This is a genomic window from Paraburkholderia sp., from assembly GCF_036488795.1.
In the GTDB taxonomy this organism is placed as follows: domain Bacteria; phylum Pseudomonadota; class Gammaproteobacteria; order Burkholderiales; family Burkholderiaceae; genus Paraburkholderia.
The window spans coordinates 42,142-54,983 of the sequence record NZ_DASXHA010000171.1 but is presented as its reverse complement, the minus strand read 5'-3'; the positions used below and the strand labels follow the sequence as shown (position 1 = coordinate 54,983).

Below are 12,842 nucleotides of genomic sequence, written 5' to 3'. Positions count from 1 at the left end.
TTGTGTTCCATGCTGGCCTCCGTGCCGGAAATCGCCGGGTGCGGCCCCTGTCCGCACCGTGCGGCTCTGGCAGTCATGCTAACCCGCGTCTGATTCCTCGCGGTGGGCCAGCCTCTGCCTCACGGAGTCATACTGTCTAGTGAGGCATGCGAATGAGACTCGTGTCGCACGACACCGGCTAGCGCTTACGCGGACGTCCTGTCGTGCCGCGCACGATCAGATCGGTTGGCACGATGTTCTGCGAACTCACCGGGCGCCCTTCGATGCACGCCAGCAAATACTCCGCGCTGCGTGCACCGATTTCATCTGCGGCAAGGCGCATCGTGGTCAGCGGCGGCGTGGTAAAGCTGGAAAATTCAATGTCGTTGATGCCCGCGATGGACAACTCGCCCGGCACGTCGATGCCCGACTCGCGCGCTTGCGCCAGCGCGCCGATCGCGAGCAGGTCGGTGCCGCAGATCACGGCGGTTGGACGGTCGGGGCCGTTCATCAGCGCCTTCATCGCCATCTGACCTTCAATGATCTTGTGCGGCATTTCGATCAGATGCTCATGGCGCAACTGCAGCCCGCGCGACTGCAACGCCGCCCGTACGCCGACGATACGATCCGCGGCGCGGTCGCTGTGCTGGGTCATTTGCGTAATCATACCGAAGCGCACATGCCCGAGATCGAGCAGATACTCGGCAAGCCGCCTTCCCACCGCCACGTTGTCGAAGCCCACATATGGATGATCGTGATCGACCGTCCAGCCGTTGACGAGCGGAATCTGTTCTTTTGCGATCAGCTCATAGAGTGCCGGCGAATGGCTGCGACCCACCAGCATCAGCCCGGCGATGCCGTCGGCGATCAGCGCGCGCACCTGCTTGAGCTCATCGTCCTGGTCGTAGTACGAGCATCCGAGCAGCAACGTATAGCCCGCCTCGCCGATGCGCTTTTGCAATGCGAATACGCCGATGGCGAAGTTCTGGTTTTCCAGCGACGGAATCACCGCGCCGATGGTCTTCGAGCGTTGCGAAGCCAGTGCGCGTGCGGCGGCATGCGGCGTGTAACCCAGTTCCTGTGCGATCTCGCGCACGCGGCTTTGCAATGCGGGGGCGACCGTTGCCTTGCCGTTCAACACGCGCGAAACGGTCGCCGTCGATACCCCGGCGGCACGCGCAACATCCATCACGGAAATTGCATTCGATTTGCGACGCGGCGCTCTTTTCTTTGTCTCTGTGCTCAACTTGCACCCTGCCCGGTGTCGAGGCGCACCATCGCGCCATCCCTGTGCCGCATTCTATAACGTGCGGCTGGCAGCGATGGCGATAACCGGGTCAGGGTGGTGGCTAGTCGATCCGCCCGGGTGCGCCGTCGAACTCCACGAGACAGCCGAAGCCGCCGTGAAAGAGTGCTTCGCGCGCGTCTTCGATCTGCCCGCTTGCCGCGATTTTTGCGGCAGACAGTTCGGCATCGTCTTCTGGCGCATAGCCGAGCCGGCGCACGTTCGCATTGTCCCAGCGGTTGCGCGCATTGCCCGATACGCCGTACACGATCAGGAAGTGGTAGTCGGGATAGTCGATACAGCGCTTCGTCAGCTGCACCATGTCGCGATGGCTGATCCACGTGAACAGGTGGCGTGGCGCGGTGGGCTGATTGTCCGGACGGAACGAGCCGATCCGCATACATGCGACCGACATGCCGTGCTTGTCCGCATACATGCGTCCAAGCGCTTCGCCGAACACTTTCGATACGCCATAGCGGCTATCGGGACGTGGTGCGACGGTATCGTCGATCATGCGGTCGCGGCGATGAAAACCCACCGCATGATTCGAACTGGCGAACACCACGCGTTTGACGCCGGCCTGCCGCGCCGCTTCGAACACGTTGTAGCAGCCTTCGATATTCATATCGCGGATCTTTTCCCAGCAGTCCTCATCAGGAATGCCGGCCAGATGCACGACGACGTCCACCCCTTGCATCACCGGCACGAGCGCTTCGAGCTTCGTGATATCGGCGCTGACGACTTCTTCATTGTCACCCGCGGGAGCTTGCGGCGCGATGTCCGCAAGACGCAACTGATACTGGCCGCGCAAACCGGCACGCAACACGCGGCCAATCTGGCCAGCCGCACCGGTGATCAAAACCCGTTTCATTCGATGTCTCCATTCCCTGTGAATGAGGCAAACGTCGCCGCAGCGGCTGAGCGCTGGTGATACGCGTTCAGATAGGCGTCGCGCGAGGGCACCAGATGCGCACGGCACAGCGCGATCAAACCCTCGCGATCGCCGCGCCGCAAAGCGTCGATCATCTGATGATGTTCGGCGCGCGCTTTCTCCAGGTGCGGCGGAAATACGATGGATACCGAGCGGATTGCGTGCGTGCGCCGCTCGTATTCGTGAATCGCATCGACGAGCACCTGGCTGCCCGACAAGGCGAAAAACGCGCGGTGAAATGCCATGTTGACGCGAAACACCCGGCGCAAATCGCCCTCTGCCGCGGCGGCGTCGTGCTGTGCCTGCAGCGCTTCGAGTTCATCAAGGCGCGCCGCGTCGACAGGAAACACGATGCGGTTCGCCGCGTCGGTCTCCAGCAACTCGCGCAATGCATACAGTTCCGCCACTTCGCGCGCGCTGAACGACTTCACCAGTGCGCCCACATGCCGGCGGCGTTCGATCAGCCCACGCCGTTCGACTTCGCTCAGCACCTGTCGCGCCACGTGACGCTTCAGGCCGAATCGCTCGCACAGGTCGTCTTCAACCAGCCGTTCGCGCGGATGCAACAGGCCGAGCACGATCTGCTCTTCGAGCTGATCGGCGACGCGCCGCATCGTTTCGTCGGTGTTGCGGTCGCGCACGATGGGCGCGGCTGCGCTTGCGCGCCGCTGCGCCGCGCCGCTTTCGACGGCGGTGGGCGTGGCCATTTTCGCGCGTGCGCCTGTAGTGCGTTTCGAAGTGACGGCGTTGCTCATACCGTAGGGGTCCACACGGATCGGGAAGCCACGGAGCGTAGCATCACGGCTTGTTTCCAGGTACCGTGGCAACCGTTCGGGATGCCTTCAGGAAATCGAAGTCACATCCTTCGTCGGCCTGCGTGATGGTGGTCAGGAACAGCTTTCGATAACCGCGCGCTTCCGGATCCGCGACGCGCGGCGGCACGGCCGCAAGACGTGTGGCGATTTCCGCGTCGCTCACCAGCAGTTCGATCGACCGCTTCGCCACGCTCAAGCGAATCCGGTCGCCGGTACGCACGATCGCGAGCGGCCCGCCGATCGCCGATTCCGGCGTCACGTGCAGCACGATCGTGCCGGCCGCCGTCCCGCTCATCCGGCCGTCGGAGATGCGCACCATGTCTTTCACGCCCAGCCGTCCGAGCTTGCGCGGAATCGGGATGTAGCCCGCCTCCGGCATGCCCGGCGCGCCGACCGGTCCGATCTGCTTGAGCACGAGCACGTCATGCGCTTCGACGTCCAGATCCGGATCGTCGATGCGACGGGCGAGGTCCTCCGCATTTTCGAACACCACCGCGCGGCCTTCGTGCTCCATCAAGTCGGGGTTCGCCGCCGACTGTTTGATGATCGCGCCGCCCGGCGCGAGGTTGCCGTGCAGCACCGCAATGCCGCCTTGCGGGAAGATCGGCTTGTTGAAGGGGCGCACGACTTCTTGCGGGAAGCTCGACGGCGCAGCGTCGAGTTCTTCGCCGAGGGTGCGGCCCGTGACGGTCAGTGCATCCAGATGCAACAGGTCCTTCATTTCGCGCATCACGGTGGTGAGGCCGCCCGCGCGATGCAGGTCTTCCATATAGTGCTGCCCCGAAGGTTTCAGATCGACCAGCACCGGCGTCTCGCGCGCCATGCGGTCGAGCGCGTCGAGATCGATCTTGATGCCGAGGCGCCCGGCGATAGCGGTCAGATGGATGATGCCGTTGGTCGAGCCGCCAATGGCGAGCAGTACGCGTAGCGCGTTTTCGATTGCCTTCGGCGTGAGTATTTTGGCAGGCGTCAGGTTCGCGCCGATCATCGCCACCGCCTGGGCGCCGGTGCGCTCGGCAATACGGATGCGGTCCGCGCTGACGGCCGGCGGCGAGGCGCCGCCCGGCAACATGATGCCCATCGCTTCGGCGATGCACGCCATCGTGCTCGCCGTGCCCATCACCGAGCACGTGCCGACCGTCGCGACCAGCTGGTTGTTCACCGCGTCGATTTCATCCGCGTCGATCTGGTCGCCGCGAAAGCTCGCCCAGAAGCGGCGGCAATCGGTGCACGCGCCGACCCGCTCGCCGCGATGCGAGCCGGTCAGCATGGCGCCGGTCACGAGCTGGATGGCGGGCACGCCGGCCGCCGCGGCGCCCATCAGCTGCGCGGGCACCGTCTTGTCGCAACCGCCGATCAGAACCACCGCGTCCATCGGCTGCGCGCGGATCATCTCCTCTGTGTCCATGGACATGAGGTTGCGCAGATACATGCTGGTGGGATGCGAGAAGCTTTCCGCAATCGAGATGGTCGGGAATTCGACCGGCAAGCCGCCCGCCAGCATCACGCCGCGCTTGATTGCTTCGACCAGTTGCGGCGCGTTGCCGTGACACGGGTTGTATGCGCTGCCGGTGTTGGCAATCGCAACGATGGGCCGCGACAACGCGTCGTCGGTATAGCCCGCGCCTTTGATGAACGCCTTGCGCAGGAACAGCGAAAAGCCTGCGTCCCCGTAATTCGTCAGACCCTTGCGTAAGCCGCGCTGCGAAGCGTCGCCCGGCTGGTCGTCCCGCTGGTCGTCATTGAGCTTGTCTGCCATTGTGATGCCCTCGGCTGGATTATCGATAATGTTGACGATGATTCTATCGGGACTTATAGTGCTCCGCAAGTAAGCGCTTTCCATAAATTTACGCTGCATCTCCCCTTCTCTCTTTTTTAAGCGGATGTCCCGATGAAAAAACGCGTTGTCGCCTATCGCAAGCTGCCTGCGGCGGCTCTCCGAATCCTCGAAGCCGCATGCGACGTGACCTTCGCCGACGCCGATGCCCAGCGCGACGCTTTCCTCGCCGCGCTCGCCGGCGCGCATGGCACGATCGGCAACAAGCTGAAGCTGACCCGCGACCTGCTCGACGCTGCGCCCAACCTCGAAGTGGTGTCGACCATCTCCGCGGGCTACGACGATTTCGACGTGCCCGAACTCACGCGCCGCGGCATCGTCCTGTGCAATACGCCCGACGAAGTCACCGAAACGACCGCCGATCTGATGTTCGCGTTGATCCTCGCTGCCGCGCGCCGCATCGCGGAGCTGGACGCCTCGACTCGCCGCGGCGAATGGCAGGCATCGTCGGGACCCGCGCAATTCGGTGTCGACGTGCATCACAAGACGCTCGGCATCGTGGGCCTCGGGCGCATCGGCGCCGCCGTGGCCCGGCGTGCGGCGCACGGCTTCGGCATGAACGTGCTGTATGCAAACCGCTCGCGCAATCCCGCGGCGGAAGAGGCGTTCGGCGCGCAGTGGCGGACCTTGCCCGCCTTGCTCGCCGAAGCGGACTTCGTGTGTATCCTGGTGCCGCTTTCGCCTGCGACTGAAAAGCTTATCGGCGCGGCCGAACTGCGTCTGATGAAGTCGAGCGCAATTCTCGTCAACTGCGCGCGTGGACAGATCGTGGATGAAGCCGCGCTGATCGAGGCGTTACGCGAAGGCCGTATTCTCGGCGCCGGTCTCGACGTGTTCGAACGCGAACCGCTGGCTGCGGATTCACCGCTGCTCACGCTGCCGAATGTGGTGATCGTGCCGCATATCGGTTCGGCGACGGCTCAAACGCGTGAAGCGATGGCGCGCCGCGCGGCGCAAAATCTGGCCGACGCGCTGCAAGGGCAGCTGAGCGAAACGTGTGTGAATCCGGCGGCCGTCGACGCGCGGGCGTTGCCGTAGTCTGATGTGAACCGCGTAAGCGCGTCGTCTTTAAAGCATGGTCCTGGCGTTAAAAGCGGCGCGCCTCGTTCAACCCGAAGCGGCCGCTTCACTTGCTCAATTCGGCGAATGCGCCGCTACCACCGGGCTCGCCTGCGGCCGGCTGTTGATGAACGCCAGCATCGCCAGCACGCCCGCGAAATCAATCAGCGCACCGAACATGAACGCGCTGTGATAACCGCCAAAGTACTGGATCAGGAAACCAGTCAGCGCAGGCCCGATAATCCCCGACAGATTGCTGAGAAAGTGGATGAAACCACCTACACCGCCCTGGCGGTGCAGCGGCAGGATCTCGTGCTGAATGGCCCAGATCGACTGGCACGATCCGGTCAGGAACAATAGCGCGGCGGCAATCAGCGCCACGGCTGCCGTCAACGAACCCGCCGACGTAATGCTCAGCACCGCGACACCTGACAGCGCCAGCGGAATCGTGGCGACCAGCTTGCGCGCCTTGATCGGATCGTCCATGCGCTTGTAGACGAAATCGCCCAGCAGGCCGCCGCCGAAATAACCAATCGCGCCGCAGACCCACGGAATCGACGTGATGATGCTCATCGACCTGAGGTCGAGATGCATCACGTTGGTCAGATAACTCGGCAGCCATGAGATGAACACGTACTGCGTGTAGTTCACCGCGAACAGACCCGCGCCGAGGGCGAGCGTGCTCGGGCGGCGCAGATACGAACCGAGCGTCATGCCGTCGTCTTCGACGTTGCGCGCTTCCGCAATGGCGCGGCTGTCGTTGATCAGTTTCGCCTCGCCCGCGCCGACGCGACGGTTTTCGGAGGGTTTGTCGGTGGCGAAGAAGCGCCAGCTCAGCAACCACAGGAAACCCAGCACCGCGATCACGATAAACGATGCGCGCCAGCCGAAGCCAAGCGCGATCAGTCCGACCACCGGTCCCGCGATCGCATTGCCGAGCGTCTGGCCGGAGAAGGTGAAGCCGATCATCGTCGCGGTTTCATGGCGGGGAAACCAGTTCGAAATCGTACGATTGGTATTCGAACTCATCGGCCCTTCGCCGATGCCGAAGAACACGCGGCACATCAGCAGCGAAACGAACCCGGTGGCTGTCGCGGTCAGCCCGCAAAACAGCGACCAGAGTCCCATCGACCACGTAAACACGCGCAGTGTGCCGAACTTGTCCGCAAAGTAGCCGCCCAGAAACGAGAAAATCGAGTAGCCGATGAAGAAGCTGCTGAAGATGACGCCGAGCTGCGACGGCGAGAGCGCCAGCGTTTTGCCGACGATCGGCGCAACAATACCGAGCGCCGCCCGGTCCATGTAATTGATCGCACCGGCGACGAATAGCAGACCGGCGACCACATAACGATATTTACCGGAGTTCATGTGTCTCCAACCATGGGTATCTGATTGCGATGAGGGGCCGCATCTTCTGGTGGATGCGTGCGTCGAAAAGCCTGGTCCTGCGTGGTACTTCTGCGGCACCAAAGCGCCGCCGCCCCGTCAACTCATGATGCCGATTTGCCAGGGCACGAACTCGTGGTCGCCCAGTCCGAGCAACTCGCTCTTCGTGCGCTCGCCCGACGCCACTTTCAGCAGCGCCTCGAAAATCGCCTCGCCGGTGCTGTCGATCGAAGCGACGCCGTCGAGAATGCCGCCGCAATTCAGGTCCATGTCTTCGGTGAGGCGCTCGTACATGGGCGTGTTCGTCGCAAGCTTGAGCGACGGCACCGGTTTCGCGCCGAACATCGAACCGCGCCCGGTGGTAAAGGCAATCAGATTCGCGCCGCCGGCAATCTGCCCCGTCGCGGACACCGGATCGAAGCCCGGGGTGTCCATGAACACGAGGCCGTGCGCTTTGACGGGTTCGGCGTAGCGGTAGACTTCCATCAGAGGACCCGTGCCGCCTTTCATCGACGAGCCGATCGATTTTTCGAAGATGTTGGCGAGACCGCCCACCTGATTGCCCGGACTCACCTTGCCGTTGATCTGCACGTCGCGGTTCACCGAATACTCGTCCTTCCACCAGCGGATGCGCTCGATCAGTTTTTCTCCTATCGCGCGGCTTGCCGCGCGACGCGTCAACGTGTGTTCGACACCGTAAATCTCCGGGGTCTCCGACAGGATGGCGGTGCCGCCGTGGCGAACCAGGCGGTCCATTGCCGCGCCAAGCGAAGGGTTCGCGGTAATCGACGAGAAGCCGTCCGAGCCGCCGCATTGGAGCCCGACTTTCAGATGACTCGCGTCGACCGTGGTGCGCTGGATGCGATTGGCTTGCGGCAACAACGCCTTGACGGCTTCAATGCCCGCTTCGATGGTTTTGCGCGTGCCGCCGCTCTGCTGCATCGTAAACGTGTGCAGACGCGCGCTGCGCTCGAGCCGCTCATCGGCGAGCAGTTCGTGCAACTGGTTGCGCTCGCAACCTAGTCCGACAATCAGTGCCGCCGCGAGATTCGGATGGCGTGCGTAACCGGCCATGGTGCGGCGTAGCAGCGCCATCGGCTCGCCGCTCATTTCCATACCGCAGCCAATCGAATGACTGAATGCGACGACGCCGTCTACATTGGGATAATCGGCGAGCCGCTCCGGGGTGAACCACTCGGCGATCTTGTGCACGACGGTGGCCGAACAGTTCACCGTCGACAGAATGCCGATGTAGTTGCGCGTTCCGACTTCACCGTCGGCGCGCACGATGCCCTGAAAAGTCGCACGCTGCGCCTGCGGCAAGAACTCGACCGGCTGATAGTCGACGGCGAACGCGTAGTCGCGATCGAATTCGCGAAACTCCATGTTGTGATCGTGCACCATCGTGCCCGGCGCAATCTCGCAGGCGGCAAAACCGATCACGACGTTGTATTTGCGGACCGCCTCGCCGCGCGCGATCCGGCGTGCCGCAAGCTTGTACCCCGCCGGCACCTGGCTGCGGCTGACCAGATCTTCAGACGGCACCGGCGTGCCGATCGACATCTCGACGCGCGCGATCACGACGTTGTCGGCGGGATGCAGCCGGATCACCGGCCCACTGATGGTCTTGCTGGACAGCTCAATCATGAATTCACAGCCTCGTTGAGTCGCACACGGGCGCCGCAGCGCACCGCGAACTCACGTGTTTTAAGTAATCGCTTTCTCTGATGAATGAAATCGCCCAGCCGGGTCAAGGGAGAGCGTCATAATTTGAGGCACTGTATGGGAAAGTCTGCCGGAACACAAGAGAAAGCGCTTACTCGTTTTGCCGTATACTGGGCTGATTCCGTGACCTCGCAAGACGTCCACCCCACCCCAGCACCGGAGACAGACTTATGTGGCAGCAGGCTGAGCGCTATCCCGATCCGCGCATCATTTCGCTCGATCCTTCCTTCGATAAATACCGCGTCGCCTTTTCGGCGGTCGAGCGTCTCGCCACCGGGTATCGCTGGACCGAGGGTCCGGTCTGGTTTGGCGACGGCCGCTATCTGCTGTGGAGCGACATCCCGAATAACCAGATGCTGAAGTGGGAAGAAGAGACGGGCGCAGTCAGCGTATTTCGCAAACCGTCCAACTTCGCAAACGGCAATACCCGCGACCGTCAGGGGCGCCTCGTCACCTGCGAGCATGGCCGGCGCGTCACGCGCACGGAGTATGACGGCAGCATTACCGTATTGATGGATTCGTTCGAGGGCAAGCGCCTGAATTCGCCCAACGACCTGGTGGTGAAATCAGACGGGTCAATCTGGTTCACGGACCCGCCGATGGGGATCGCCGGACATTACGAAGGCATCAAGGCGGAGCAGGAACTGCCTCACTCGGTGTACCGGATCGACGGCGTCACCGGTGAGGCGTCAGTCGTGACGCGCGATCTGAAAGGTCCCAACGGTCTGTGCTTTTCGCCGGACGAACGGCTGCTATACATCATCGAGTCGCGCGCCGTGCCCGAGCGGCTGATTCACGTCTACGAAATGGAGGCGGACGGGCGGCGGATCGGCGGCGGGCGGGTTTTCTTCAATGCCGGGGTGGGCACGATCGACGGCATGCGCGCGGATATCGACGGCAACCTCTGGTGCGGCTGGGGCATGGGCAGCGACGAACTGGACGGCGTCATGGTCATTTCGCCCGCCGGCAAGATGATTGGCCGCATCGCGCTACCGGAGCGTTGCGCGAATCTGTGTTTCGGCGGCCGCGCCCGCAACCGCCTGTTTATGGCTTCGTCGCAATCCATTTACGCCGTGCACGTGAACACCCAAGGTGCGGTGGGCGGTTAAGCGCATCCCCGCCCACGAGCTGAACCCTGATGCGATGCCGGAGTCTAGGTCTCGGCTCCGGCATGGGGCGCCATGGGCTGCGGCTGGCACGCGGCACCGGCTGCAGGGTCTTTCTTTTCGCTCTTGCGATACCAGCTCGGAATCGTCGCGCCAAACAGCGCGCCAATGGTTGCACTCATCAGGACCGGCGGCCAGAGATTGGGGATCGCGCCTCCCGGGTGAAGCGCCATCTGGTCGGGTAGCAGCAACTGCCTGACGAACCCGCCCGCAGCCGCCATCAACAGCGCGAGCAAGGCGCTTTCGAGCGGGCGCAGCCAGCTCGGCTCGACGCGCTGGCGCAAAAAGTCGTCGCACTCGAATGCCAGGGCCGCCGACAACACCATCGACAGGATCAACCACTTGCACTGCGCCGCGAACGGCAGAAACGGGCCGCTGTCGAGCAGCGCCACCTGCCGGTACACATAGAACGCGTACATCACGGGCAGACAGATTGCGAACGTCGCTAACGCGGAAAGAAGATAGGCGAGGTAAGGCCGTTCGTTCGCGCAGCGAATGTCGGCAAAACCCCATTTCTGTTTTGGCAGTAGCGCTAGCGCAGCCGCAATACAGTGATTGATCGCCACCATCAGGCCGATCGTAAGGGCTTTGCCAAGCGGCATGTCTTTCGAAGAGAACAGCGTCGCGATCAAAAAGATCGCGATCACGCCGACCAGATCCGCGCATAACAGGTTGACCGGTATCACGACGATGCGCGGTTTGTCGATTTCAAATCCCATTGCCTGCAGCTCGCCCACCATCGACGCCTCGGTCTTCCCGCTATATAACAGCGTGCGCGCCAGCATGAGCCGGATGTCGCTGTCTGCCTCGGCGATGCGCTTTCTAAACCGGTCGTCGATGTCCGGCGCCGGGCGCATATCGAGCGGGGCGAGCTGGGCAGCGATCGCAAAGTAGCCGACAGCATCCGCGAAGAACGCGCTCATCGCTTTCTCGAACGACTGGATGTCGTCCTTGAAATCGTCTTCGAAGTCCGGGCGGCCGGCCAGTTTCGATTGCGCGACATAGACCACCATCACGCGGCTAAACGCGTAGGCAGTCGCGTTCGACACCTCGTCACGCGTCAGTTGCGCGACCAGCGCGTTCGGCAAGATCGGCGTGTCGCGAATATAGCGCTGTGTGTCCGTCAGGATCGATTCGCTGATCTTGAAGGAGGCCTGCCCCATTCGTTGAGACCAGCGCACGGCATTGAGGGGAATCGCACCAAGCTTGTGAAAAGCTCGCAACATCCACGCGTCCACTTTATGCAGGACCGGAAAGGTCGGCAGCAGAGCGGTCAGGATCAGCGCCGACACGAGCGGCGTTTGCAGCCCCGCGAGATCCTGGGGGATGGTCGCGTTGTCTTCACCGAGCAGCGTCGAGACCACCGCCGGCTCCTGTTGCAAGAGCCACGTGAAGCACAGCATCAGGGCTTCGCACGACAGGACATAGACCGCGAGACTGCTGTAGTACTGGACGCGGCTCGTTTGAGATCGGACGGCCCGCGGCGTATTGAACCGGTTTGCCGCGTACACGCAAACGAGTACGGTGGCGACAAGGTAGCTCGCGTCCGCCTGGAGCACCGAAAACAGGGATTCGATCATCGCGCTTCTCCTCGTCAAGACGCGGTTTGCACACCGGGCCTCGTTTAACAAGGATTAGACGATTGAGCGATGCGGCTTTAAAAAAGCGATGCGATTGCGATTCAGGGTCGGCGCCGACCGGTTTCAGACCGTCGTGCGCGAACCCGGGAGCGCGCCACCGCGCAACCTGCTAGAAGCGATGCTCGCGGCGCACGCGACTTCACGCGAGGCAGACCGGAGCCGGATCCGGCTATCCTTGAGCTTCCGCTTCGCAAACGACGCGGCCATCCCTTCAGTCACCTCGTGGAGAGATCGTTGAAGCTTTCAACCGACCCGGAATTTTTCCAACTCTTGTCAGAGAGCTATGAGCGGCTTTTGCAGCGGCCTCTGACGCCTGCCGGCATGAGCATCGAAGAGGCAGCACAGTGGCTATATGAAAGTGCGCCATTCGGAATCCTGGCGCACAACACCGACGCGGACCCGATCTTTGTCTACGGCAACAAGACCGCGCAGCGACTGTTCGACTACAGCTGGAGCGAACTCACTGCCCTGCCCTCGCGACTGTCGGCCGAAGCGCCGGAGCGCGAGGAGCGGCGTGCCTTTCTGGAGCAGGTTCAACGGGACGGATTTGTCGCGGGCTATCGCGGCATTCGTGTCACGCGGAGCGGGGAACGCTTCTGGATTGAAAACGCCATTGTCTGGCAGTTGATGGACCAGCACGGCGTGTATCGCGGCCAGGCCGCGCTGCTGCCTGAAACCGCGCCGGTGGCCTCGGACTGACACATCTGTAACGCGGCCGCCTATAACGTAGCAAAAAACACCAAACGTGTAGCTGCCGCTACATTTTTGGTGAAATCGGCTGCGTGGCACCGTAAAACCATCCAATTCGCTTTATTTGGCGCGTCTGAGGCGCGGGCAAGCCGTCTCACCGTGAAACATTCCTGCAAATCAGCCGGATAACAACGCATAAACAATGGGTTATACGTTTTGCGGAATTAATCCCGTTGTTCCACGAAAGTCGCGTTCGACCCCTCCAGACACCGTGCAGAGCGCCCCAAGGATGGTGTGGCCCTGTCTCGAAACCCATACGGCACGGCGCT

Annotated in this window: 10 protein-coding genes; 3 read left to right on the top strand and 7 right to left on the bottom strand. The window is 62.5% G+C overall.

Annotated elements, in window-relative coordinates; all coding sequences use genetic code 11:
- Positions 1–178: 178 nt before the first annotated feature.
- From VGH41_RS25315 to VGH41_RS25300, 4 genes are all read right to left on the bottom strand, one after another.
- Positions 179–1,168 (bottom strand): LacI family DNA-binding transcriptional regulator, encoded by a 990-nt coding sequence (locus tag VGH41_RS25315; RefSeq protein ID WP_331600403.1) that lies wholly within the window; start codon positions 1,166–1,168, stop codon positions 179–181.
- A gap of 160 nt (positions 1,169–1,328) precedes the next feature.
- Positions 1,329–2,135, bottom strand: coding sequence for an NAD(P)-dependent oxidoreductase (locus VGH41_RS25310; RefSeq protein ID WP_331600402.1), 807 nt, complete (start codon positions 2,133–2,135; stop codon positions 1,329–1,331).
- Entirely contained in the window at positions 2,132–2,809 is a 678-nt protein-coding gene (locus VGH41_RS25305; protein WP_331600408.1) for a GntR family transcriptional regulator, read from the bottom strand. Before VGH41_RS25305 ends, VGH41_RS25310 begins: the two co-directional genes overlap by 4 nt.
- A 184-nt stretch (positions 2,810–2,993) precedes the next feature.
- Positions 2,994–4,769 (bottom strand): IlvD/Edd family dehydratase, encoded by a 1,776-nt coding sequence (locus VGH41_RS25300; RefSeq protein WP_331600401.1) that lies wholly within the window; start codon positions 4,767–4,769, stop codon positions 2,994–2,996.
- Positions 4,770–4,901: 132 nt separating this feature from the next.
- On the opposite strand from VGH41_RS25300, the gene VGH41_RS25295 reads away from it, so the two are divergent.
- The gene (locus tag VGH41_RS25295) at positions 4,902–5,885 is read left to right on the top strand and encodes a D-glycerate dehydrogenase (RefSeq protein ID WP_331600400.1); all 984 of its coding nucleotides are present in this window, start codon (positions 4,902–4,904) and stop codon (positions 5,883–5,885) included.
- A 96-nt stretch (positions 5,886–5,981) separates the two neighbouring features.
- Here the strand turns inward: VGH41_RS25295 and VGH41_RS25290 are convergent, their stop codons facing one another.
- Together VGH41_RS25290 and VGH41_RS25285 are read right to left on the bottom strand one after the other, a co-directional pair.
- Complete coding sequence (locus VGH41_RS25290; protein WP_331600399.1) at positions 5,982–7,274, bottom strand: MFS transporter; 1,293 nt, start codon at positions 7,272–7,274, stop codon at positions 5,982–5,984.
- A 117-nt stretch (positions 7,275–7,391) separates the two neighbouring features.
- Positions 7,392–8,939 (bottom strand): altronate dehydratase, encoded by a 1,548-nt coding sequence (locus VGH41_RS25285; protein WP_331600398.1) that lies wholly within the window; start codon positions 8,937–8,939, stop codon positions 7,392–7,394.
- Between the two features lie 248 nt (positions 8,940–9,187).
- Here VGH41_RS25285 and VGH41_RS25280 point away from each other — a divergent pair, with 248 nt between their 5' ends.
- A complete protein-coding gene (locus VGH41_RS25280; protein ID WP_331600397.1) occupies positions 9,188–10,126 on the top strand; it encodes an SMP-30/gluconolactonase/LRE family protein in 939 nt (312 codons plus the stop codon).
- Between the two features lie 44 nt (positions 10,127–10,170).
- On the opposite strand, the gene VGH41_RS25275 is transcribed toward VGH41_RS25280, so the two are convergent.
- Complete coding sequence (locus VGH41_RS25275; RefSeq protein WP_331600396.1) at positions 10,171–11,763, bottom strand: hypothetical protein; 1,593 nt, start codon at positions 11,761–11,763, stop codon at positions 10,171–10,173.
- Between the two features lie 294 nt (positions 11,764–12,057).
- Between VGH41_RS25275 and VGH41_RS25270 the strand changes: the two genes are divergently transcribed.
- Entirely contained in the window at positions 12,058–12,522 is a 465-nt protein-coding gene (locus VGH41_RS25270; protein WP_331600395.1) for an MEKHLA domain-containing protein, read from the top strand.
- Positions 12,523–12,842 lie beyond the last annotated feature (320 nt).

Excerpts from the sequence above, each read along its gene's own strand:
- VGH41_RS25295 (WP_331600400.1), top strand. The coding sequence starts at position 4,902 with ATGAAAAAACGCGTTGTCGCCTATCGCAAGCTGCCTGCGGCGGCTCTC.
- VGH41_RS25275 (WP_331600396.1), bottom strand. The coding sequence starts at position 11,763 with ATGATCGAATCCCTGTTTTCGGTGCTCCAGGCGGACGCGAGCTACCTT.
- VGH41_RS25280 (WP_331600397.1), top strand. The coding sequence starts at position 9,188 with ATGTGGCAGCAGGCTGAGCGCTATCCCGATCCGCGCATCATTTCGCTC.
- VGH41_RS25300 (WP_331600401.1), bottom strand. The coding sequence starts at position 4,769 with ATGGCAGACAAGCTCAATGACGACCAGCGGGACGACCAGCCGGGCGAC.
- VGH41_RS25305 (WP_331600408.1), bottom strand. The coding sequence starts at position 2,809 with ATGCGGCGCGTCGCCGATCAGCTCGAAGAGCAGATCGTGCTCGGCCTG.
- VGH41_RS25310 (WP_331600402.1), bottom strand. The coding sequence starts at position 2,135 with ATGAAACGGGTTTTGATCACCGGTGCGGCTGGCCAGATTGGCCGCGTG.
- VGH41_RS25285 (WP_331600398.1), bottom strand. The coding sequence starts at position 8,939 with ATGATTGAGCTGTCCAGCAAGACCATCAGTGGGCCGGTGATCCGGCTG.
- VGH41_RS25290 (WP_331600399.1), bottom strand. The coding sequence starts at position 7,274 with ATGAACTCCGGTAAATATCGTTATGTGGTCGCCGGTCTGCTATTCGTC.
- VGH41_RS25315 (WP_331600403.1), bottom strand. The coding sequence starts at position 1,168 with ATGGATGTTGCGCGTGCCGCCGGGGTATCGACGGCGACCGTTTCGCGC.